Raw genomic sequence first — 20,685 nt, 5'->3', positions numbered from 1 at the left:
ACGTCGTGCAGGAACGTCGTACCGATAACGACCGTCACCGCGTCCGGAGGTCCCTCCCATGTCCACCACCCCGCCCCACTCCACCGAATCGACGGCGTTCCGCAGCGCCCTCGACGTGATCCGCGGCGTCGAACCCCGCGTCGCCGACGCCATCGGCCAGGAGCTGCACGACCAGCGCGAGATGCTCAAGCTGATCGCCTCCGAGAACTACGCGTCCCCGGCCACGCTGCTCGCCATGGGCAACTGGTTCAGCGACAAGTACGCCGAGGGCACCGTCGGCCGCCGCTTCTACGCCGGCTGCCGCAACGTCGACACCGTCGAGGCCCTCGCCGCCGAGCACGCCCGCGAACTCTTCGGCGCGCGGCACGCCTACGCCCAGCCGCACTCCGGCATCGACGCCAACCTGGTCGCGTTCTGGGCGGTCCTCGCCGACCGCGTCGAGGCCCCGGCCCTGGCCGCCGCCGGTGTCCGCAACGTCAACGACCTCTCCGACGCCGACTGGGCCGAACTGCGCCAGGCCTTCGGCAACCAGCGGATGCTCGGCATGTCCCTGGACGCGGGCGGCCACCTCACGCACGGCTTCCGCCCGAACATCTCCGGCAAGATGTTCGACCAGCGCTCCTACGGCACGGACCCCGCCACCGGCCTGATCGACTACGAGGCGCTGCGCGCCCAGGCCCGCGAGTTCAAGCCGCTGGTGATCGTCGCCGGGTACTCGGCCTACCCGCGCCTGGTGAACTTCCGGACCATGCGGGAGATCGCCGACGAGGTCGGCGCGACGCTGATGGTCGACATGGCGCACTTCGCGGGCCTCGTCGCCGGCAAGGTCCTCACCGGCGACTTCGACCCCGTACCGCACGCGCAGATCGTCACCACCACCACGCACAAGTCGCTGCGCGGCCCGCGCGGCGGCATGGTGCTGTGCGACGAGAGCCTCAAGGACCAGGTCGACCGCGGCTGCCCCATGGTCCTCGGCGGCCCGCTCCCGCACGTCATGGCCGCCAAGGCGGTGGCACTCGCCGAGGCCCGCCGCCCCGACTTCCAGGGCTACGCGCAACGCGTCGTCGACAACGCCCGCGCGCTCGGCGAGGGCCTGATGCGGCGCGGCGCCACCCTCGTCACGGGCGGTACGGACAACCACCTGAACCTGATCGACGTGGCGTCCTCGTACGGCCTGACCGGGCGCCAGGCCGAGGCCGCGCTGCTCGACTCCGGCGTGGTCACCAACCGCAACGCGATCCCGGCCGACCCGAACGGCGCCTGGTACACGTCGGGCATCCGGATCGGGACGCCCGCGCTGACGACGCGGGGGCTTGGGGTCTCCGAGATGGACGAAATCGCGGCTCTCATCGACACCGTGCTGACGGCGACGGAGCCGGGCACGACGGCGAAGGGCGCGCCGTCGAAGGCGCAGCACGTGCTTGAGGAGAAGGTCTCCGACGAGGTGGCCCGCCGCGCCTCGGACCTGGTGAGCGGGTTCCCGCTGTACCCGGGTGTGGACCTGAGCTGAGTCCTGCCGGACGGGCCTCCTCAATCGCCGGAGGGGCTGGTTTTCAGGGGCGCGGGGCTGTGACATTTGCGGCTCCGCCGCGGGGCGCGACCAGCCACGACGGCGCGGCAGCCGAACGATGGAGCGGGGGCCTGGGGCGCAGCCCCGAAGCTGCTGCAAGCTCTCGGGAAGGGGCGGGGAGGGGCTCAAATTGAGCCCCTCCGGCGATTGAGGAGCGGGGGCCGGGGCGGAGCCCCGTGGCGTGGGGGAGGCAACACCGGGAGCGGGGCCGAACAACGCCCCGCACCTGAGACAATGGGCCCCATGGCCAACCGACCTCGCGTGCTCTCCGGAATCCAGCCCACCGCCGGCTCGTTCCACCTCGGCAACTACCTCGGCGCCGTCCGCCAGTGGGTGTCCCTGCAGGAGACCCACGACGCGCATTACATGGTCGTCGACCTGCACGCGATCACCATCCCGCAGGACCCGGCCGAGCTGCGCGCCAACACCCGGCTCGCCGCGGCCCAGCTCCTCGCCGCCGGGCTCGACCCGGAGCGCTGCACCCTCTTCGTGCAGAGCCACGTGCCCGAGCACGCGCAGCTCGCCTGGGTGATGAACTGCCTCACCGGCTTCGGCGAGGCCTCTCGTATGACGCAGTTCAAGGACAAGTCCGCCAAGCAGGGCGCGGACCGGTCCTCCGTCGGCCTGTTCACGTACCCGATCCTGCAGGTCGCGGACATCCTCCTGTACCAGGCGAACGAGGTCCCGGTCGGTGAGGACCAGCGCCAGCACATCGAGCTGACCCGTGACCTCGCGGAGCGGTTCAACAGCCGCTTCGGCGAGACGTTCACGGTCCCGAAGCCGCATATCCTCAAGGAGACGGCGAAGATCTACGACCTTCAGGACCCGTCGATCAAGATGAGCAAGTCGGCCTCCACGCCGAAGGGCCTCATCAACCTGCTCGACGAGCCGAAGGCCACGGCCAAGAAGGTCAAGAGCGCGGTGACCGACACGGACACCGAGATCCGCTTCGACCAGCAGGCCAAGCCGGGCGTCTCCAACCTGCTGAGCATCTACTCCACCCTGACCGGAACGGGAATTCCGGAACTGGAGCAGAAGTACGCCGGCAAGGGCTACGGTGCGCTGAAGACCGACCTCGCCGAGGTCATGGTCGAGTTCGTGACCCCGTTCCGCGAGCGTACGCACGCGTACCTCGACGACCCGGAGACGCTGGACTCGATCCTGGCCAAGGGTGCGGAGAAGGCCCGGTCCGTGGCGGCGGAGACGCTGGCCGCCACGTACGACAGGGTCGGATTCGTCCCGGCGAAGCACTGAACGTACCGGCCACAGAGCACCGCCCGCACCCGACCAAGGAGAACGACGTGGGGACCGTAACGCTCGGCGTTTCGATCGCGGTCCCGGAGCCTCACGGCAGCCTGCTCCAGGAGCGGCGCGCGGGCTTCGGGGACCCCGCGGCACACGGCATCCCCACCCACGTCACGCTGCTGCCGCCGACCGAGGTCGACAGGGCCGCGCTCCCCGCGATCGAGCGGCACCTCGAAGAGGTCGCCGGACTCGGCCGGCCCTTCCCGATGCGGCTCTCCGGCACGGGCACGTTCCGCCCGCTGTCCCCGGTGGTGTTCGTCCGGATCGCCGAGGGCGCCGACGCCTGCACCTGGCTGCAGAAGCAGGTGCGGGACGCCTCCGGGCCGGTCGCGCGCGAGCTGCAGTTCCCGTACCACCCGCATGTTACGGTGGCGCACGGCATCGACGAGGCGGCCATGGACCGCGCGTTCGCCGAGCTCGCCGAGTACGCCGCCGAGTGGTCCGTCACCGGCTTCGCGCTGTACGAGCAGGGCCCGGACGCCGTCTGGCGCAAGCTGCGCGAGTTCTCCTTCGGCTCGGCGACGGTTCCGGCGCAGGGCGAGCCGCAGGACTCCTGCACCCCGCGCGGCCCGCTGCCCACCGCCTGACCTCTCCCTCTTCCAGCTCTTCCAGGGCCCGTTCACCGAGCGGGCCCTTTGGCGTGCCCGGAACGGGTGATTGAGCGAGTGTCGCTTCGTATTGCCGTAATTCTTAACGCAATTGGCAGAAGGGTTATTTGCGGCAGAACGGAATGAAGCGGAATGAAGCTGAATGCAGCGGGATGAAACCGGATGCATCCGGATGAACCCGAATGTAGCGGGATGAAGCGGGATGAAGCGGGATGTTCGACCATACGCCTGGGAGGCCCGGTGCACGACCTGGACCGCAGACTGCTCGCCGCGCTACGGGACTGCGGCAGCGACCGGCGGGTGGCCGCCGCGGCCCGCGCTCTCTCGTTCGCCGGGGAGCACGGCGCGCTCTGGCTCGCCGCCGGACTCACCGGCGCCGCCCTCGACCGGGAGCGCCGCGCCGCCTGGCTGCGTGCCACCGCGCTCACCGCGGCCGCGCACCTGACGAGCATGGGCGTCAAGCGCGTCGTGCGCCGCCCGCGCCCCGACGCCGAGCCCCTCGTCCGCACCGCGGGCCGGCACTCCTTCCCCAGCTCGCACGCCACCTCCGCCGCGGCCGCCGCCGTCGCCTACGGCGCCCTGCGCCCCGCCGGGGCCCGCCTCGTCCCGCCGCTCGCCGCCGCGATGTGCGTCTCCCGCCTGGTCGTCGGCGTGCACTACCCGAGCGACGTCGCGGCGGGAGCGGCCCTCGGAGCCCTCGCCGCCCGTGTCGGCGCCGCCTGGACCACCCCCGGAGGCCGTCCTTCCGCCGCAGTGGCCGTGCCCGGAGGCGATCGTGGCTGAGCGCACCGCACTCGTCGAGCAGCGCCGCCCCCAGCGCCAGGACCCCGAACGGCCGGGACCGGCCGGCCTGCCGCTCGGCCTGCTCAGGACCGCCCGGCCACGCCAGTGGGTCAAGAACGTCCTGGTCGTCGCCGCCCCGGCCGCCGCCGGTGAGCTGTTCTCCCGTGCCGCGGCCGTCCAACTCGCCCTGGTCTTCGGCCTGTTCACCGCCGCGGCTGCCGCCGTCTACCTGATCAACGACGCCCGTGACGTCGCGGCCGACCGCGCCCACCCCACCAAGTGCCGCCGCCCCGTCGCGTCCGGACAGGTCCCGGTGCCCGTCGCGTACGCGGTCGGCGGGCTGCTCGGCGTGCTCGCGCCGCTCGCCGCCGCGGCCCTCTGCACCCCGATGACCGCGGTGCTGCTCACCGCGTACCTCGGCATGCAACTCGCGTACTGCGTCAGCCTGAAGCACGTCCTCGTCGTCGACCTGGTCGTCGTCACCACCGGGTTCCTGATGCGCGCGGTGATCGGCGGCGTCGCCCTCGGCATCCCGCTCTCCCGCTGGTTCCTGATCACGACCGGCTTCGGCGCGCTGTTCATGGTCTCCGCGAAGCGCTACTCCGAGTCCGTCACGGTGGATGAGCAACGTACGGGCGCCACCCGGGCGTTGCTCACCGAGTACACCGCCGGTTACCTGCGCTTCGTCTGGCAACTCGCCGCCGGCGTCGCCGTCCTCGCCTACTGCCTGTGGGCGATGGAGTCCGGCGGCGTCGCCGACGCGGCACTGCTGCCGTGGCGCCAGCTGTCCATGGTCGCGTTCATCCTCGCGGTCCTGCGGTACGCCGTCTTCGCCGACCGGGGCAGCGCGGGCGAGCCCGAGGACGTCGTCCTGCGCGACCGCCCGCTCGCCCTGATCGGCCTGGTCTGGCTCAGCCTGTACGGCCTCGCGGTCGCCGACCTGTGAGCCGTCGCCGACCTGTGAGCGGTCGCCGACCTGTGAGCGTGCGGCGCGCCGAACTCGTCGGCTTCGCCCTCTTCGGCGTCTGCGCGTACGCCGCCGACCTGGCCCTGTTCGTCTGGCTGCGCGGCCCGGCCGCCTTGGACCCGCTGACCGCCAAGGCCGCCGGTTTCGTCGCGGGCTGCACGGTCGCGTACGCGGGCAACGCCCTCGGCACCTACCGGCACCGCGCCCCGGACGGCTCCCGGCTCCGCCAGTACGCGGTGTTCCTCGCGGTCAACGTCGCGGGAGCCCTCGTGCAACTCCTCTGCCTGGCCTGCTCGCACTACGGGCTCGGCCTCACCTCACAGACCGCGGACACCGTGTCCGGCGCGGGAGTCGGCATGGCGCTGGCCACTGTGGTCCGCTTCTGGGGTACTCGGACTTTGGTCTTCCGCTCGGAGGGCAGACAGAGATCATGGACTGGCTGAAGAACCTCCCCGTCATCGGGCCGCTCGTGACCCGCCTGATGGACACGCACGCCTACCGCAGCTACGAAACACTCGAACGAGTGCACTGGTCGCGCCTGGCCGCGGCGATGACCTTCCTCAGCTTCCTGGCGCTGTTCCCGCTGCTGACCGTCGCCGCCGCCGCGGCCGCCGCGACCCTGAACAAGAAGCAGCAGGCCGAACTGCAGGACAAGCTCAGCGAGCAGGTCCCGGGCATCTCCGAACAGCTCGACATCAACGCCCTCGTGCAGAACGCGGGCACCGTCGGCCTGATCGCCGGCGCACTGCTGCTCTTCACCGGCATCGGCTGGGTCGGCTCGATGCGGGACTGCCTGCGCGCGGTGTGGGAGAAGGACGACGAGGAGGAGAACCCGTTCCTGCGCAAGGTCAAGGACGCGGGCGTACTCGTCGGGCTCGGCGGGGTGGGCCTCGTCTCGCTGGTCGCCTCGGCCATCGGCAACACCGCGGTCAAGCGGATCACCGAGGCCCTCGGCCTGGACGACCAGGGCTGGACCGGCCCGCTGCTCTCCGCCGCGGTCTTCGCCCTGGCCGTCCTCGCGGACTTCCTGATCCTGCTGTACGTCCTGACCCTTCTGCCCGGCGTGCATCCGCCGCGCCGCCGCCTTGTCGTCGCCGCGCTGATCGGGGCCGTCGGCTTCGAACTCCTCAAGGCCCTGCTCGGCGGCTACATCAAGGGCGTCGCGGGCAAGTCGATGTACGGCGCGTTCGGCACCCCGGTCGCCCTGCTCCTGTGGATCAACTTCACGGCGAAGCTGCTCCTCTTCTGCGCGGCTTGGACGGCGACACGCAGCAAGGAGCCCGAGGCGGCGAAAGACAGCCCGTCCGGCGTTTGAGGACGAGCCCGCAGGGCGATAGACGGCACCCGAGCCGACGGTGCGGGCCCGACTACCTACGGGGCAACCGCCGAACCAGCTCAGGCAGCGGCCAACGCCGGTTCACGAGGAACACACCCGCACCGACCAGCACAAGCACCCCACCCGTGACCGCGAGCGCGATGCCGACACCGCTCGACTCGCCCTTGCCCGCGGCGGCCTCGGACTTCTCCCCGGCAGGGGTCTTCTCGGGCGCGGCCGCCCCCTTCGCGTGCTGGTCCGCGCTCGCCGGGGCGACCAGCTCGCCCACCGGCTTGACCTTCCCGGCGGCGGCGAAGCCCCAGTCGAACAGGCGCGCGGTCTCCTTGTAGACGGCCATCGACTCGTCCGAGTCCGGGTTCATGACGGTGACGAGCAGCACCTTCCCGTCCCGCTCGGCGACCCCGGTGAACGTCGTGCCCGCGTTCGTCGTGGACCCGTTCTTCACACCCGCGATGCCCTTATACGGGGTCACGCCGTCGGCGCCGGTCAGCAGGCGGTTGGTGTTCTGGATGGCGAAGTGCCCGCGCTTCTTGCCCTTCTTCTGCTCACCGGGGAACTGGGCGGTGGCGGTCGCCGCGTACTCCCGGAAGTCCTCCTCCTGCATCCCGGATCGGGCGATCAGCGTCAGGTCGTACGCGGAGGAGACCTGGCCCTTCGCGTCGTAGCCGTCGGGGCTGACCACGTGGGTGTCGCGGGCCTGCAGCTCGTCGGCGCGCTTCTGCATGTCGGCGACGGTCTTCTCGATGCCGCCGTTCATGTGGGACAGCACGTGCACCGCGTCGTTCCCGGAGCGCAGGAACACCCCGAGCCACAGGTCGTGCACGCTGTACGTGTTGTTCTCCTTGATGCCGACGAGGCTGCTGCCCACGCCGACGTCGAGCAGCTCCTCCCGCTTCACCAGGTGCTTCTGGTCCTTGGGGAACTTCGGCAGGACCGTGTCCGCGAAGAGCATCTTCATCGTGCTCGCGGGCGGCAGCCGCCAGTGCGCGTTGTGCGCGGCGAGGACGTCGCCCGACTCGGCGTCCGTGACGATCCAGGAGCGGCCCGAGAGCTTCTTCGGCAGCGCCGGGACGCCCGGCCCGAGGTTGACCTGCGTACCCGCCTCGCCGAGCCGCGCGCCGCCGACCTGGGACATCGTCGCCGGGGGCTTCGGTTTGTCCGGCTTGTTGCCCGGCTTCTCGTCCGCGACCGCGGGAGCGGCGACAGAAGCGGTCAGAAAAGCGGCGGAAACCACCGCAACAGCGGTCGTTCGCTTAAGAGATGCAGTCACAGACGCAGTCAAGGCAGGCACGGTGAGGAACGTACAGGGGATTCGCCCAGCTGTGCGCGGCCCGTTCGGCTGTGTCTTCGGATCATCACTCGAACCACCCCGACGGCGGGGTGCGCGAGCCGGGCGCGATACTGGGGATATGAAGCTCAGCCGCCCGGTCTCGTGGTTCCTGCTCGCCTTCGGCGTCTGGTCCTGGGTCATCTGGATCACTTTCGTCAAGAACCTCTGGAAGGACGGAAGCGGGCTCGCCTTCGACGACGCCGGTGACCCGACCGGGTACTTCTGGGTCCATCTGCTGCTTGCCGTGGTGTCCTTTGTCCTGGGGACGGTCATCGGGGTCATCGGGTTGCGCGGCGTGCGTGCACTGCGCCGAAAGTCATAGGGAGTCCCGGCCGTGAGCTTCCTGTTCCTCGCGATCCTGGCGCTCGTCATCGGCATGCAGTGGTACGGCTGGCGACGCGTGGTGCGCGACACCACGGTGCGGCGCACGTGGGCCCGCCGGGTCGGCACGGCCGTGTTCGTCGCCGGGCCGCTGGTGATGATCGCCGGGTTCATGAGCGACCGCGCCGGGGCGCCGTTCTGGCTCCAGCAGGTCCTCGCCTGGCCCGGCTATCTGTGGATGGCGGTCTCCATCTACCTGACGCTCGCGCTGCTCGTGGGCGAGGTCGTACGACCGGTGCTGCTGCGCGTGCTGCGGCGCGCGGACGTACGGATGCGGCAACCGGCCCCCGCGCAGGCGCCCGCGCCCCCGGCCGCGGCCCCCGCGGAGGCGCCCGCCACCCCCGTCACCACCACCCCCGCCAGGGCGCCGAGCGCGAAGCCCGTCACGACCCCGGCCCCTGCCGACACCGCGCCCGACCCCGAACCCGCCCTGGCGGACGCCGGATCGGAGCCGCCGCCGCTGTCGCCGCCGCCGCTGTCGCCGCCGCCCTCGGTGCCGGACACGCCCGCCGCCCTCACCGGCGCGACGAGCGGCCCCTCCCGCCGCCTCTTCGTCTCCCGCGTCGTCGCGGGTGCCGCCGTGGCCGCCGCCCTCGGCACCGTCGGGTACGGGGCGAACAACGTGCTGCGTGGCCCCGGCGTCAAGCGCGTCACCGTGCCGCTGGCCAAACTCCCGCGCGCCGCCCACGGGTTCAGGATCGCCGTCGTCAGCGACGTCCACCTCGGCCCCATCCTGGGCCGCGCCCACACCCAGCGCATCGTCGACACCATCAACTCCACGCAGCCCGACCTGATCGCGGTGGTCGGCGACCTGGTCGACGGCAGTGTCGAGAACCTCGGCCCGGCCGCCGAGCCCCTGGCCCGACTGCGCGCCCGGCACGGCTCGTTCTTCGTCACCGGCAACCACGAGTACTTCTCCGGCGCGGAGCAGTGGGTCGACCACGTACGCGAACTCGGTCTGCACCCGCTGGAGAACGCCCGCGTGGAGATCGACGGCTTCGACCTCGCGGGCGTCAACGACCTCGCGGGCGAGCGGTACGCGGACGGCCCCGACTACGCCAAGGCGCTCGGCGACCGCGACCGCGGCCGCGCCTCCGTGCTCCTCGCCCACCAGCCGGTGATGATCCACGACGCGGTCCGGCACGGCGTCGACCTGCAGCTCTCCGGGCACACCCACGGCGGCCAGATGTGGCCCGGCAACATCATCGCGGACCTCGCCAACCCGACCCTGGCGGGTCTGGAGCGGTACGGCGACACCCAGCTGTACGTCACCCGGGGCGCGGGCGCCTGGGGTCCGCCGGTGCGGGTGGGGGCGCCGTCCGACATCACCGTGGTGACGCTGGCCTCGCGCCAGGCCTGAGCCCCCCGGCGCCCTCCCCAGGCGCCCTCCCCCGGGGGCCGGTTCCGGCCAGTCCTCGGTTCTTGACGCCCGCCCCTCTGGCATCACCCGGCGCAACGGCGCAGCATCGGGGTTGTCGGGCGTGCAGAACCCGTGACCGTACGCGGGGGAGTTCGCGTAGAGACGCCGGGAGGTGGGTCGTGCTCAGACGTGCGGCGTTCCGGCTGCCCCGGCACCCGGCGTCGGTCGGCCTCGCCCGGCTGCGCGTCCGCGACCACATGGCGGCCTGGGGCCACGGCACGCACGCCCCCGCCGTGGCCGACGCGGCCCTCCTCGTCTCCGAGCTCGCGACCCTCCTCGTACGCCATGGGCCCCTGCGGGAGCGGGAGTTCGAGGTGGCGGTGACGGTCCTCGCGGACGGCACGTGCTTCATCGAGGTCTCCGACGAGTCCGACACGGGGCCCGAACTCCACGCCGGTCCCGGCCTGTTGGCGGGCCTGGGCGGCGAGGACCAGGGGCGGAGCCTGCAGCTGGTCGAGTCGGTGGCGAACGCGTGGGGAGTGTGGCGGCGCGGCCCGCACGGAAAGACGGTCTGGGTCCTGGTCGGCTCGGCCGAGCCCTGCCTCGCGGGCTAGATTCACGGCATGCGAGCACGCGAGCACGCGAGTACGACCTCGACTACCGCGACAGAGCCACCCGGATACGCAGCTGGGGCGTCGTCCTGCTGGTCGTCGCCGCCCTGCAGTGGACCTGGTGCGCCCTGCTGCTGCTCACCCCGTACGAGGTCGACAGGAAGCCCGACGACCAGCACCCGCGGGAGTGCGAGTCCCGCCTCCTGACCGAGTACGGCACGGCCAACGGCGGTTTGCAGCGCGGCGACTGGTGCGAGGACGAACGCGACTGGCCCGAGGCCCTGGCGGTCCTCGCCCTCTCCGTCCCGGTGTCGGCGGCGGGCGTGGCCCTCTTCACGACGGGCTCCCTGCGCCGCCAGATCAGCGCTCACGCGTGGGCCATGCGCGAACTGGGCGAGAACACCCGAGCGAGCGGGTACGGGCGTGGCCGCTAGCGCTCGCCCCGCTGGCTCGGGCCCTCCTTGTCCGCCTCGGGCTTCGCGGAGGGCTCCGTTCGTGTCATCCCCGGCAGGAAGTCCGTGAAGAGTTCGTGCACCTCGCGGACCAGGGGGCGCAGGACGCGGAAGCGGGACAGGGCCACGCCGCGGGTGGTGAGGCGGGCGCCGCGGGCGGCCAGGCGGTAGCTGCGGGTGCGGCCGGGGGAGCGGTCGAAGACCCAGTACAGGACGAGGCCCATCTGGGAGAGCCACATCAACTCGGGGAGGATCTCCCGGAGTTCCTCGGGCACCTTGGACTTGGAGCCGCGCAGCACCTCGCGGTGCACGTCTATGGCGGCCTCGCGGGCGTGCTCCGACTCGGTCGAGAACGGGCTCAGCGGGGAGTCCGGGTCGGCGGCGTTCTTGAAGAACTGCGCGGCGAACTCGTGGTACGGCTGGGCGATGTCGAGCCAGCAGCGCAGCACGCCCGCGAGCCGCGCCTCCAGGTCGGTCTCGCGGTCCAGGACCGGCCGGACCGCCGCCTGGTGCTCGGCGGCGATCCGGTCGTAGAAGCCCTGGATGAGGTGTTCCTTGCCCGCGTAGTAGTAGTACGCGTTGCCGACGGAGACCCCGGCCTCCTTGGCGATGGCCCGCATCGTCGTCTTGTCGTAGCCGCGTTCCTGGAAGAGCCGCATGGCCGTCTCGAGGATCAGGGCGCGGGTCTGCTCGCTCTTCGCGGGGGACTTCCGGCCCTCGTCCCCGCCGGGGTTCGCGTCTGCTTCGTCGTTCGTCGCTGCCACGGTGACAGAGCCTAACCAGTGGTGCAGGAGCCGTCGGCACAGGACGGTGTCGTACGGCTCCAGCCGTGCTTCGGGTCGTAGGCCCAGCCGTCGGAGGTGCGGTACACCCCGCCGCCCCAGCCGCCCCCGGGCCGCCCCCGGTACCCCTCGCGCCACTTGGCGGCGGCGAGCGCGGCGCCGCGCGCGAGGCGGGCGCCGGCCGGAGTGGCCAGGCGGTGGGCGAGCGGGCGGTGTTCGGCGAGGGCCCACAGGGTGACGACCCAGGCGGCGGGCCCCCGGTAGACCTGGCCGCCGTCGGCGACGACGGTGATCTCGTCGAGCGTGGCCCCGTGGTCGAGCCCCGGGAACCGCCGCCGCGCCTCCTCGGACCCGGCGGGCACCAGGTCGAGCCGCACCAACTTCCGCTGCCGGGCGAGCCATTGGCGTACGTGGGTGCAGAGCGGGCAGTTGGCGTCGTACAGGACGGTGAGCCGGCGGACCGGGACCCGCGCGGGGTCCCGGTCGGCGGCCGTTGTCTCGGCGGTCATCGGCTCAGGCCCCGGCCGGCTTGGCCCAGACACCCTGCTGCCCGCTCAGCCCCTGCGGCGGTACGGGCGGAAGCTGCTCGCGCTCCATCATTCCGCGCCGCCGGATCTTGTTGAGCACCCACACGTTGCCGAGGTGCATCACGCCGAGGACGAGCAGGACGACGCCCAGCTTCACCGACAGCGCCTCAAAGACCGCGCGGGCGCTGGTGATCTCGTCGTCGGCGCCCAGGTAGAGGGCGACGAAGCCGAGGTTGACCAGGTAGAAGCCGACGACCAGAAGGTGGTTGACGGCCTCCGCGAGCTTCTCGTTGCCGTGTAGGACGTCGCCGAGGAAGATCCGCCCGTTGCGGCTGAGGGTGCGGGCCACCCAGACGGTGAGGGCGATGCTGATCGCCAGGTAGACGACGTACGCGAGGACGGTGAGGTCCATGGGTCCCTGCCCCTTTCAAGGCGTCCGAGGGGACGGCAGGATGCCGTCGTCAGCCCTCTTGAACGCGTTCAAAAGCTGTTGTCATGGACTGTAGACCTGTTTTTGAACACGTTCAAGCGGGAGTCTCGGCGGACTCCTTCCGCGCGAGCGAGGGGCGCTTCAGGTAGTCCGTGAAACCGATGACATTGCCCCAGGGATCGGCGAGTTCGACGGTCCAGCCGGTCGAGACGGAGAGCGGCGGATCGGGGCGCAGGCCGGCGGCGGCCAGGCCCCCGGCGGCCGCGCGGGCGTCCGGCACCTCCAGCCAGACGCGCGGTGTCCAGGTGCCGGGCGCGCGCGGAAGCAGACCGTCCTCCTGGCGCAGCAGCACACCGGGCGTCTCCTCGCCCACTTTCAGCAGGGCGATCCCGGCCTCGTCGAGCCGGAAGGAGAGCGGAAAGCCGACCCGCTCGTAGAAGTCCACGGCCTCGCCCAGATCGCCCACCGGGAGCAGGACGTTGTCGAAGCCGAGCAGTTGAAGTGACATGGCGTCAGATTAGGGCGCGTACCCGCGATCCTTGAGGAGGCGGCGATTCCACCCGAACCTGAGGGCATGACCGAACCTGCAGGCATGACCGAACCTGAGGGCATGACCGAACCGATGATGCCGTTGACGCGTACGCACACCTGGCTGCCGCCGTTGCCGCCCGAGTCCCTGGCGGGGTTCTCGGGTGAGCAGCTCCTGCGGGAGATCCTGGAGGGCCGCGTCCCGCCGCCGCCCATCGCCTCCACGCTCGGCATCGAACTGCTCGAAGTGCGGCCCGGGGAAGTGGAGTTCGAGGGGGAGTCCGGCGGGCATCTGCTCAACGGCTACGGCATGCTCTTCGGCGGCTACCTGGCCTCGCTCCTCGACTGCGCCCTCGGCTCCGCCGTCCTGACGCTGCTGCCCGCGGGCACGGGCCAGACCACGGTCCAGATGAACGTCAACATCGTCCGCCCGGCCCACGCCGGCACGGGCCCGCTGCGCTGCGTCGGCCGCGCCCTGCACGTGGGCCGCTCCATCGCGACGTCGGAGGCGACGGTCACGGGCGCGGGGGACGGGAAGTTGTACGCGCATGGGACGACGACGTGCGCGGTGGTCGGGCGGGGGTGAACTCCCGGTGTACGTACGCCGGTTCAGGCCCGGCGCGGCTCGCCGGCCGTGAGGATCTCGGCTACGTCGAGGGTTACTTCGGCGCCGATGGATTCGGGGAGGGTGACGGTCTGGCCGGGTGCGTACACCTGGTGGTTGTCGTAGCCCGAGGCCAGTGGCTCGGTGAGGGTGTGGAGGCGCTGGTGCTTGCGGTCGACGATCAGGTAGACGGGGACCTTGGCGTCTCCGTAGGCGGCGACCTTGGTGCGCAGGTCAGCGCGGTAGTTGCTGGAGGTGACCTCCAGGACCAGCCGGAAGCAGACCGGGTCGTAGCAGTTGTTCTCGACGAGGTGGTCGTCGACGTCGGCGTCCACGATGGACAGGTCGGGGATGGCGAAGTCCTCGGCTCCCGTTGGCAGCCAGAGCCCGATGCCTTCGAAGACTTCCGTCTCGCCGCCGTCCAGCCCGGCGGCGACGAACGGTCGGCGCAGTCGGGACAGGGCGCGGGCGTGGGCCGCGTCAGGCGGTGGAGTCATGGTGATCTGGCCTTCGATGATCTCGACGCGGTAGCCCGGATTGCGCTCCATGAGGCGGTTGGCCTCGTCGAGCAGGGTCAGTCGCCCGGGTGCAGCCGGACGTCCGGGGTACTGGTACTCGATGGGTGCTGCGGACATCGGGTGCCTCCGGTGGGCTGGTGTCGAGGCCATCATCGTAGACCGGCCTTGCCTCGAACGTCTGGTCCCGAGGCGTTCACCCATACAGGCGAAGGCCCCGCCTCCCAGCAGGGAGGCGGGGCCTCGGACACGTAAGGAAAGGATCCTCAGAAGCGGCGCGTGATCAGCGCTCGCTTCACTTCCTGGATCGCCTTCGTGACCTCGATGCCGCGCGGGCAGGCGTCCGTGCAGTTGAAGGTCGTGCGGCAACGCCACACGCCGTCACGGTCGTTGAGGATCTCCAGGCGCTGCTCCCCGGCCTCGTCGCGCGAGTCGAAGATGAAGCGGTGCGCGTTGACGATGGCGGCCGGGCCGAAGTACTGCCCGTCGTTCCAGAACACCGGGCACGAGGACGTGCACGCGGCGCACAGGATGCACTTGGTCGTGTCGTCGAACCGCTCGCGGTCCTCGGGGGACTGCAGGCGCTCGCGCGTCGGCTCGTTGCCCTCGGTGACCAGGAACGGCATGACGTCGCGGTACGCCTGGAAGAACGGCTCCATGTCCACGACCAGGTCCTTCAGGACCGTCAGGCCCTTGATGGCCTCGACCGTGATGGGCTTCTCAGGGTTGATGTCCTTGATCAGCGTCTTGCAGGCGAGCCTGTTCTTGCCGTTGATCCGCATCGCGTCGGAGCCGCAGATGCCGTGCGCGCAGGAGCGGCGGAAGGTCAGCGACCCGTCCAGCTCCCACTTGATCTTGTGGAGGGCGTCGAGGACGCGCTCCTTCGGGTCGATCTCCACCTGGAAGTCTTCCCAGGTGGCCTCGTCCGAGATCTCCGGGTTGAAGCGGCGGATCCGGAACGTGGCCGTGATGTACGGAGAGGCGGCCGCCTCGGCCTCGACCTTGTCCAGTACGGGAGTTGCCATCAGTACTTACGCTCCATCGGCTGGTAGCGGGTCTGGACGACCGGCTTGTAGTCGAGCCGGACGGAATCCTGGCCGTCCGCGGTGACCTCGCGGTACGCCATGGTGTGGCGCATGAAGTTCACGTCGTCGCGGTTGGGGAAGTCCTCGCGGTAGTGACCGCCGCGGGACTCCTTGCGGGCCAGGGCGGACACGGCCATGACCTCGGCCAGGTCGAGCAGGTTGCCCAGCTCGATGGCCTCCAGAAGGTCGGTGTTGAAGCGCTTGCCCTTGTCCTGGACGGACACGTTCTTGTAGCGCGCGCGCAGCTCGCCGATCTTCTCGACCGCGGTCTTGATGGTCTGCTCGGTGCGGAACACCATGACGTTGGCGTCCATGGTCTCCTGCAGCTCCTTGCGGAGCTCCGCCACGCGCTCGTTGCCCGTGGAGTTCCGCAGCCGCTCGACCTGCTCCTGCACCAGCTCGGCCGGGTTCTCCGGCAGCTCGACGAAGTCGGCCTTCGCGGAGTACTCGGCGGCGGCGATGCCGGAGCGGCGGCCGAACACGTTGATGTCGAGCAGCGAGTTGGTGCCCAGGCGGTTGGCGCCGTGCACCGACACGCAGGCGACCTCGCCCGCCGCGTACAGACCCGGCACGACGGTGGTGTTGTCCGCCAGGACCTCACCCTCGACGTTGGTCGGGATGCCGCCCATGGCGTAGTGCGCGGTCGGCTGGATCGGGATCGGGTCCGTGTAGGGCTCGATGCCGAGGTACGTACGCGCGAACTCGGTGATGTCCGGGAGCTTGGCGTCCAGCTGCTCCGGCGGCAGGTGCGTCAGGTCGAGGAAGACGTGGTCGCCCTCGGGACCGCAGCCGCGGCCTTCGCGGATCTCGGTGTAGATCGCGCGGGAGACGACGTCGCGCGAGGCCAGGTCCTTCATGACGGGCGCGTACTTCTCCATGAAGCGCTCGCCGTCCTTGTTGCGCAGGATGCCGCCCTCACCGCGGGCGCCCTCCGTGAGCAGGATGCCCATGCGCCAGATGCCGGTCGGGTGGAACTGGAAGAACTCCATGTCCTCGAGCGGCAGTCCGCGCCGGTAGCAGGCTGCCTGGCCGTCACCGGTGAGCGTGTGCGCGTTGGAGGTCACCTTGAAGAACTTGCCGGTGCCGCCGGAGGCGTAGATGACCGACTTCGCCTGGAAGACGTGGATCTCGCCGGTGGCCAGCTCGTACGCGACCACGCCGGCGGAGCGCTTGACGCCGTCGACCTCGACGATGAGCTGGTCGAGGACGTAGAACTCGTTGAAGAACTCCACGCCCTCCTTGATGCAGTTCTGGTACAGCGTCTGGAGGATCATGTGGCCGGTGCGGTCGCCGGAGTAGCAGGCGCGGCGGACCGGAGCCTCGCCGTGGTTGCGGGAGTGACCGCCGAAACGGCGCTGGTCGATCTCACCCTTGGGCGTACGGCCGAAGGGCAGGCCCATCTTCTCCAGGTCGAGGACCGCGTCGATGGCCTCCTTCGCGAGGATCTCGGCGGCGTCCTGGTCGACCAGGTAGTCACCGCCCTTGATCGTGTCGAAGGTGTGCCACTCCCAGTTGTCCTCCTCCACGTTGGCCAGCGCGGCGGCCATGCCGCCCTGCGCGGCGCCCGTGTGGGAGCGGGTGGGGTAGAGCTTCGTCAGCACGGCGGTGCGGCTGCGCTTCGTCGCCTCGATGGCGGCGCGCATGCCGGCGCCGCCGGCGCCGACGATGACGGTGTCGTACTTGTGGATCTTCATCAGTGGTTGCCTCAGTCCCGCGGGCCTAGCGGATGTTCGGGTCGAAGGTGAAGATCACCAGCGTGCCCAGGAGGACGGTGAACGCCGTCGCGGTGTACAGCAGCATCTTGAGCCAGAAGCGCGTGTTGTCGCGCTCGGCGTAGTCATTGATGATCGTGCGCAGGCCGTTGCCGCCGTGCAACATGGCGAGCCACAGCATGATCAGGTCCCAGGCCTGCCAGAACGGCGAGGCCCAGCGGCCGGCCACGAAGGCGAAGCCGATCTTGGAGACGCCGCCGTCGAGGACGAGCTGGATCAGCAGGTGGCCGAGGACCAGGACGACCAGGACGATGCCGGACAGGCGCATGAACAGCCAGCCGTACATCTCGAAGTTGCTGCCCTTTTTATGGGGCGCCCTCGGGGTCTTCTTGGTGCGCTGGCGCGGCGGCTCGATGACGGGCGCGGGGTTGTCCACGTCGTAGAGCGTCACGTCGTCGGTCGTGGCAGCGGTCGTGTCAGCGGACATGTGCCTCAGCTCCCGAAGACTTCGCGGACGGCGTGGCCGAGGACCGGGTAGAGCGCCCCGACCATCAGCACGAACCAGATGGCCATGACGGTCCAGAGCATCTGCTTCTGGTAGCGGGCGCCCTTCGACCAGAAGTCGACGGCGACGACGCGCAGGCCGTTGAGCGCGTGGAAGAGGATGGCCGCGACGAGGCCGTACTCAAGGAGTGCGACCAGCGGTGTCTTGTAGGTGGCCACGACTTCGTCGTACGCCTCGGGGGAGACACGCACGAGTGCGGTGTCGAGGACGTGTACGAACAGGAAGAAGAAGATGAGGACGCCGGTGACTCGGTGAGCCACCCAGGACCACATTCCTTCCCGGCCGCGGTACAGCGTTCCAGCCGGCACGGAAGAACCCTCCGGGAGCGGGGATTGGGGCCGCGCCGGCTTCTGTGTCGGTTTGGCCCGGCCGGGTACGGTCCACCGGCCGTCCGTCATCGTATCGACCAACTGTCGGCACGCCCGCGCGGGGTCGTCAGGTGTGATCAAACAGGCACGTACGGGCTATCGGCCGGGCCTGAGTCCGGAAATTCCCCCGATTTCCCGGGTTTCACCGCCTCGCCGACGGCCTGCGCGCCGATGCCGGAGACGAGCCGGGTGAGCCGCGCCCGGGCGACCCGCCGCAGCTCCTCGGCGGTGACGACGCGCTCCTCCTCGGCGTCGTTGGCGAGGCGGGCGCGGAGTCCGGCGAGGGTCTGGTCGAGGTGCTCGTCGGGCCGGTAGGCCGCCAGGGCGATGACGAAGACATGGCCGAAACGGCTCTCGTACGCGGCGTGCGCGGCGTCGAGCGCGGTGCGGGCGGCGGCGGGGATGCCGGAGGGGTGCGGGCCGTGCGGCCGTTCGGCGGCCAGGGCGGTGGCGAGCTGGGCGGGCGCGAGGTCGTAGGCGGCCTCGTCGGCGGCGGCGAGCAGGGCGTCCGTGGTCGGGTACGGGCGGTGGGCGGCGAGACGCCCGGCCCAGGCGGGGCTGCCGCAGCAGGTGAGAAGCCAGGTGGTGGCCGTGGTCTCGGGGGCGCGGTTGAAGACCTGGAGACCCCGGTGCACCGTGGAGGTGGGGCCGCTGCCGCGGCCTCGGGCCGGTATGGCCCCGGGCTCGGGCAGTGTCCTGGCGCGCGGTGGCGGAGGCGTGTGCAGCGTGCGCTCCTAGGTGAGGCGGTGCCGGTGGAAGGCGCCGGTGGGAGTCGGGCCCGGCCCCGACGGACGAGGAAGCCGACAGACCGAGCCGACAGACGAAAGAAGCCGACAGACGAGACATCTTCGGGCGAAGAACTCGGGCGAAGAAGTGGCGTCACGCTATCGACGCGTGACGGGAGCTGTCCGACGGATGCGCGATTTTCACCCGGACGGGAGAGTTTCGGTGCGTGTCGTGGACGACCGTCCGGAAACCGTTCCGGGGTGTCGCCTCTCATGGGAGGTTGCTCACGTGATGCGGATGATCTTTGACGCGGGAACGACGGACGCGGGAACGACGGACGCGGGAACGACGGACGCGGGAACGACGGACGCGGGAACGACGGACGCGGGAACGACGGACGCGGGAACGACGGCCGACGGCCCGGGCACCGGGAGCCACATATGACCGGGCAGCACGGACGGCGCGCGGAGCGTGGCGGCCGGCGCAGGACCGGGGCGATAGCCGGCGGCGCCGTCGCCGCCGCGGGTGCCGTGCTCCTCGCCGTGACCGTCTGGCCCGGCGGCTCGGAGGGCGGCGGGGCGGACCGGGCGGACAACAGCCCACCGCCGCGGGCGGCCGAGCCGAGCCCGACCTACCCGGTGTCGAAGGCGCCGCAGACGATCCCCGCCGTGGCCGAGCACGAGGCCGCGCGCGGACCGGGCTGGAAGCCGGGGCCCGAGGGCCAGGTCGTCGTCGCCGAGAAGGACGCGGACGAGCTGGCCGACGAGGGGCGGCTGGTCGCCGGTGAGCTGCAGCTGAAGTACGCGCAGGGCGCGAAGGCCGGGCCGGGCGACGTCGAGCTGGTCCTGAACTCGGGCGATGCGGGCGGGGAGGCGTACACCCTGGACGTGAGCGGCAAGCGGGTGCGGATATCCGCGACGGACGACGCCGGTGTCTTCTACGGCACGCGGACCCTGAAGCAGATGACGAGCGGCGACGGCACCGCGCCCGAAGGGGTCGTACGGGACGAACCGGCCAAGGCGCAGCGCGGGTTCATGCTGGACATCGCGCGCAAGCACTTCTCGGCGGAGTGGATCGAGGAGCGGGTACGGGAGATCGCGGACCTCAAGTACAACCAGCTGGGGCTGCACTTCTCGGACGACCAGGCCTTCCGGATCGAGTCGGACGACCACCCCGAGGTGGTGTCGGAGCAGCACCTCACGAAGGCCGAGGTGCGGCGGATCGTGAAGCTCGCGCAGGACCTGCACATCACGGTGATCCCGGAGATCGACTCTCCCGGGCACCTGGGTGCGGTGATCCGCGCCCACCCGGACCTGCAGCTGGTGAGTGCGAGCGGGGTGCCGGCGCGGGGCGCGGTGGACATATCGAAACCGGCCTCCGCGAAGATCGTCGACGAGCTCCTGAAGGAGTACGCGAAGCTGTTCCCGGGCGGCTACTGGCACCTGGGCGCCGATGAGTACCAGGCGTTGATGGCCTCGGACCCGGAGGCCTCGTACCCGCAGCTGGCGCGGGCGGCGCAGCAGAAGTACGGCGGCGCGGCGAAGGTGCAGGACCTGGCGACGGGCTGGCTCAACGACCGCGCGGACACCGTCCGGCCGACCGGCAAGAAGCTCAAGGCCTGGAACGACGGGTTCTTCCGCGGCGGCACGGTGAAGGCGGCGAAGGACATCGAGGTCGAGTACTGGACGGGCAAGGAGATCGGCGCCCGCGAGCCGGTGGAGTACCTGGACGCGGGCCGCAAGCTGGTCAACCTCAACGACGAGTACCTCTACTACGTCCTGGGCGAGCCCAACGAGTTCACGTACCCGACCGGCGAGCGCATCTACAAGGAGTGGACGCCGCTGGTGGTGCGGGGCACGAAGCCCGTCGCGGAGAAGTACGACGAGCAGATCCTCGGCGCGCGGTTCGCGGTCTGGTGCGATCTGTCCGAGTCACAGACGCAGGCGCAGATCGCCGACGGCATCCGGATGCCCCTGTGGGCCATGGCGCAGAAGGTGTGGGACGAGCGGAAACCCGCCTTGTCCTGGCCCGATTTCCAGAATCTGGCGAAGCAGCTGAGCTGACTCCGCTGAGCTGACTCCGCGCGGATCCATCGATCTTGAGCGCTTTCGGTGGCGGACTCCCTTGCCGGTGTGTTGGA

At 70.7% G+C, this 20,685-nt stretch carries 25 protein-coding genes; 14 read left to right on the top strand and 11 right to left on the bottom strand.

The window, feature by feature from the left end; translation table 11 throughout:
• Positions 1-58 precede the first annotated feature (58 nt).
• The 7 genes from QIT00_RS35975 to QIT00_RS35945 all read left to right on the top strand — a co-directional run bounded on the left by QIT00_RS35975 (position 59) and on the right by QIT00_RS35945 (position 6,548).
• Entirely contained in the window at positions 59-1,510 is a 1,452-nt protein-coding gene (locus QIT00_RS35975) for a glycine hydroxymethyltransferase (RefSeq protein ID WP_282539709.1), read from the top strand.
• A 294-nt stretch (positions 1,511-1,804) separates the two neighbouring features.
• Positions 1,805-2,824, top strand: coding sequence for a tryptophan--tRNA ligase (trpS, locus tag QIT00_RS35970; protein ID WP_408909923.1), 1,020 nt, complete (start codon positions 1,805-1,807; stop codon positions 2,822-2,824).
• A 47-nt stretch (positions 2,825-2,871) separates the two neighbouring features.
• Positions 2,872-3,462 (top strand): 2'-5' RNA ligase family protein, encoded by a 591-nt coding sequence (locus tag QIT00_RS35965; protein WP_282539707.1) that lies wholly within the window; start codon positions 2,872-2,874, stop codon positions 3,460-3,462.
• A 261-nt stretch (positions 3,463-3,723) separates the two neighbouring features.
• A complete protein-coding gene (locus tag QIT00_RS35960) occupies positions 3,724-4,266 on the top strand; it encodes a phosphatase PAP2 family protein (RefSeq protein ID WP_408909922.1) in 543 nt (180 codons plus the stop codon).
• On the top strand, positions 4,259-5,212 hold the full coding sequence (locus QIT00_RS35955; RefSeq protein WP_282539705.1) for a decaprenyl-phosphate phosphoribosyltransferase: 954 nt from the start codon (positions 4,259-4,261) through the stop codon (positions 5,210-5,212). Before QIT00_RS35960 ends, QIT00_RS35955 begins: the two co-directional genes overlap by 8 nt.
• 32 nt (positions 5,213-5,244) lie before the next feature.
• Entirely contained in the window at positions 5,245-5,676 is a 432-nt protein-coding gene (locus QIT00_RS35950; RefSeq protein ID WP_349017237.1) for a GtrA family protein, read from the top strand.
• Positions 5,664-6,548, top strand: a complete 885-nt coding sequence (locus tag QIT00_RS35945) for a YihY/virulence factor BrkB family protein (protein WP_282539703.1) — start codon at positions 5,664-5,666, stop codon at positions 6,546-6,548. The genes QIT00_RS35950 and QIT00_RS35945 overlap by 13 nt, the downstream gene beginning before the upstream one ends.
• Before the next feature lie 52 nt (positions 6,549-6,600).
• Here the strand turns inward: QIT00_RS35945 and QIT00_RS35940 are convergent, their stop codons facing one another.
• Positions 6,601-7,803, bottom strand: coding sequence for a D-alanyl-D-alanine carboxypeptidase family protein (locus QIT00_RS35940; RefSeq protein ID WP_349017236.1), 1,203 nt, complete (start codon positions 7,801-7,803; stop codon positions 6,601-6,603).
• 175 nt (positions 7,804-7,978) lie between these two features.
• Here QIT00_RS35940 and QIT00_RS35935 point away from each other — a divergent pair, with 175 nt between their 5' ends.
• The 4 genes from QIT00_RS35935 (at position 7,979) to QIT00_RS35920 (ending at position 10,685) form a co-directional block, all read left to right on the top strand.
• On the top strand, positions 7,979-8,221 hold the full coding sequence (locus QIT00_RS35935) for an SCO4848 family membrane protein (protein ID WP_282539701.1): 243 nt from the start codon (positions 7,979-7,981) through the stop codon (positions 8,219-8,221).
• Between the two features lie 54 nt (positions 8,222-8,275).
• Positions 8,276-9,640 carry a metallophosphoesterase gene (locus tag QIT00_RS35930; RefSeq protein WP_282539719.1) on the top strand — a complete coding sequence of 455 codons (1,365 nt, stop codon included), beginning with the start codon at positions 8,276-8,278 and terminating at the stop codon, positions 9,638-9,640.
• A gap of 179 nt (positions 9,641-9,819) precedes the next feature.
• The gene (locus tag QIT00_RS35925) at positions 9,820-10,254 is read left to right on the top strand and encodes an ATP-binding protein (protein WP_282539700.1); all 435 of its coding nucleotides are present in this window, start codon (positions 9,820-9,822) and stop codon (positions 10,252-10,254) included.
• On the top strand, positions 10,239-10,685 hold the full coding sequence (locus QIT00_RS35920) for a hypothetical protein (protein WP_282539718.1): 447 nt from the start codon (positions 10,239-10,241) through the stop codon (positions 10,683-10,685). Before QIT00_RS35925 ends, QIT00_RS35920 begins: the two co-directional genes overlap by 16 nt.
• Here QIT00_RS35920 and QIT00_RS35915 read toward each other — a convergent pair.
• The 4 genes from QIT00_RS35915 to QIT00_RS35900 form a co-directional block, all read right to left on the bottom strand.
• Entirely contained in the window at positions 10,682-11,467 is a 786-nt protein-coding gene (locus QIT00_RS35915) for a TetR/AcrR family transcriptional regulator (protein WP_282539699.1), read from the bottom strand. The genes QIT00_RS35920 and QIT00_RS35915 overlap by 4 nt on opposite strands.
• 11 nt (positions 11,468-11,478) lie before the next feature.
• Positions 11,479-11,994, bottom strand: coding sequence for a thiol-disulfide oxidoreductase DCC family protein (locus QIT00_RS35910; protein ID WP_282539698.1), 516 nt, complete (start codon positions 11,992-11,994; stop codon positions 11,479-11,481).
• Between the two features lie 4 nt (positions 11,995-11,998).
• Positions 11,999-12,424: a hypothetical protein gene (locus tag QIT00_RS35905; protein WP_282539697.1), complete on the bottom strand. Its 426-nt coding sequence runs from the start codon at positions 12,422-12,424 to the stop codon at positions 11,999-12,001.
• Positions 12,425-12,536: 112 nt separating this feature from the next.
• Positions 12,537-12,950: a VOC family protein gene (locus tag QIT00_RS35900; RefSeq protein ID WP_282539696.1), complete on the bottom strand. Its 414-nt coding sequence runs from the start codon at positions 12,948-12,950 to the stop codon at positions 12,537-12,539.
• A gap of 66 nt (positions 12,951-13,016) precedes the next feature.
• Between QIT00_RS35900 and QIT00_RS35895 the strand changes: the two genes are divergently transcribed.
• Positions 13,017-13,556, top strand: coding sequence for a PaaI family thioesterase (locus tag QIT00_RS35895; RefSeq protein ID WP_282539695.1), 540 nt, complete (start codon positions 13,017-13,019; stop codon positions 13,554-13,556).
• 23 nt (positions 13,557-13,579) lie between these two features.
• Here the strand turns inward: QIT00_RS35895 and QIT00_RS35890 are convergent, their stop codons facing one another.
• The 6 genes from QIT00_RS35890 to QIT00_RS35865 all read right to left on the bottom strand — a co-directional run bounded on the left by QIT00_RS35890 (position 13,580) and on the right by QIT00_RS35865 (position 18,454).
• Positions 13,580-14,209 (bottom strand): Uma2 family endonuclease, encoded by a 630-nt coding sequence (locus tag QIT00_RS35890; RefSeq protein ID WP_282539694.1) that lies wholly within the window; start codon positions 14,207-14,209, stop codon positions 13,580-13,582.
• A gap of 146 nt (positions 14,210-14,355) precedes the next feature.
• Entirely contained in the window at positions 14,356-15,114 is a 759-nt protein-coding gene (locus QIT00_RS35885; RefSeq protein WP_282539693.1) for a succinate dehydrogenase iron-sulfur subunit, read from the bottom strand.
• Complete coding sequence (sdhA, locus tag QIT00_RS35880; protein WP_282539692.1) at positions 15,114-16,868, bottom strand: succinate dehydrogenase flavoprotein subunit; 1,755 nt, start codon at positions 16,866-16,868, stop codon at positions 15,114-15,116. Before sdhA ends, QIT00_RS35885 begins: the two co-directional genes overlap by 1 nt.
• A 25-nt stretch (positions 16,869-16,893) precedes the next feature.
• Positions 16,894-17,373, bottom strand: a complete 480-nt coding sequence (locus QIT00_RS35875) for a succinate dehydrogenase hydrophobic membrane anchor subunit (RefSeq protein WP_282539691.1) — start codon at positions 17,371-17,373, stop codon at positions 16,894-16,896.
• Between the two features lie 5 nt (positions 17,374-17,378).
• The gene (sdhC, locus tag QIT00_RS35870; RefSeq protein WP_282510925.1) at positions 17,379-17,759 is read right to left on the bottom strand and encodes a succinate dehydrogenase, cytochrome b556 subunit; all 381 of its coding nucleotides are present in this window, start codon (positions 17,757-17,759) and stop codon (positions 17,379-17,381) included.
• 137 nt (positions 17,760-17,896) lie between these two features.
• Entirely contained in the window at positions 17,897-18,454 is a 558-nt protein-coding gene (locus tag QIT00_RS35865) for a 2-oxo-4-hydroxy-4-carboxy-5-ureidoimidazoline decarboxylase (protein WP_282539690.1), read from the bottom strand.
• 322 nt (positions 18,455-18,776) lie between these two features.
• Between QIT00_RS35865 and QIT00_RS35860 the strand changes: the two genes are divergently transcribed.
• Both QIT00_RS35860 and QIT00_RS35855 read left to right on the top strand, forming a co-directional pair.
• Positions 18,777-18,989, top strand: a complete 213-nt coding sequence (locus tag QIT00_RS35860; protein WP_282539689.1) for a hypothetical protein — start codon at positions 18,777-18,779, stop codon at positions 18,987-18,989.
• Entirely contained in the window at positions 18,986-20,608 is a 1,623-nt protein-coding gene (locus QIT00_RS35855; protein WP_282539688.1) for a beta-N-acetylhexosaminidase, read from the top strand. The genes QIT00_RS35860 and QIT00_RS35855 overlap by 4 nt, the downstream gene beginning before the upstream one ends.
• Positions 20,609-20,685 lie beyond the last annotated feature (77 nt).

This window comes from Streptomyces luteolus, from assembly GCF_029968015.1.
Taxonomy (GTDB): Bacteria; Actinomycetota; Actinomycetes; order Streptomycetales; family Streptomycetaceae; genus Streptomyces; species Streptomyces luteolus.
Note: the sequence above shows the minus strand (reverse complement) of the source record. Positions and strands in the feature narration are given on the sequence as shown.

Bases quoted from the DNA above. Each gene is read 5' to 3' on its own strand.
- QIT00_RS35975 (WP_282539709.1), top strand. From the start codon at position 59: ATGTCCACCACCCCGCCCCACTCCACCGAATCGACGGCGTTCCGCAGC.
- trpS (WP_408909923.1), top strand. From the start codon at position 1,805: ATGGGCCCCATGGCCAACCGACCTCGCGTGCTCTCCGGAATCCAGCCC.
- QIT00_RS35945 (WP_282539703.1), top strand. From the start codon at position 5,664: ATGGACTGGCTGAAGAACCTCCCCGTCATCGGGCCGCTCGTGACCCGC.
- QIT00_RS35935 (WP_282539701.1), top strand. From the start codon at position 7,979: ATGAAGCTCAGCCGCCCGGTCTCGTGGTTCCTGCTCGCCTTCGGCGTC.
- QIT00_RS35930 (WP_282539719.1), top strand. From the start codon at position 8,276: ATGCAGTGGTACGGCTGGCGACGCGTGGTGCGCGACACCACGGTGCGG.
- QIT00_RS35910 (WP_282539698.1), bottom strand. From the start codon at position 11,994: ATGACCGCCGAGACAACGGCCGCCGACCGGGACCCCGCGCGGGTCCCG.
- QIT00_RS35905 (WP_282539697.1), bottom strand. From the start codon at position 12,424: ATGGACCTCACCGTCCTCGCGTACGTCGTCTACCTGGCGATCAGCATC.
- QIT00_RS35900 (WP_282539696.1), bottom strand. From the start codon at position 12,950: ATGTCACTTCAACTGCTCGGCTTCGACAACGTCCTGCTCCCGGTGGGC.
- QIT00_RS35895 (WP_282539695.1), top strand. From the start codon at position 13,017: ATGACCGAACCTGCAGGCATGACCGAACCTGAGGGCATGACCGAACCG.
- QIT00_RS35890 (WP_282539694.1), bottom strand. From the start codon at position 14,209: ATGTCCGCAGCACCCATCGAGTACCAGTACCCCGGACGTCCGGCTGCA.
- QIT00_RS35885 (WP_282539693.1), bottom strand. From the start codon at position 15,114: ATGGCAACTCCCGTACTGGACAAGGTCGAGGCCGAGGCGGCCGCCTCT.
- sdhA (WP_282539692.1), bottom strand. From the start codon at position 16,868: ATGAAGATCCACAAGTACGACACCGTCATCGTCGGCGCCGGCGGCGCC.
- QIT00_RS35875 (WP_282539691.1), bottom strand. From the start codon at position 17,373: ATGTCCGCTGACACGACCGCTGCCACGACCGACGACGTGACGCTCTAC.
- QIT00_RS35855 (WP_282539688.1), top strand. From the start codon at position 18,986: ATGACCGGGCAGCACGGACGGCGCGCGGAGCGTGGCGGCCGGCGCAGG.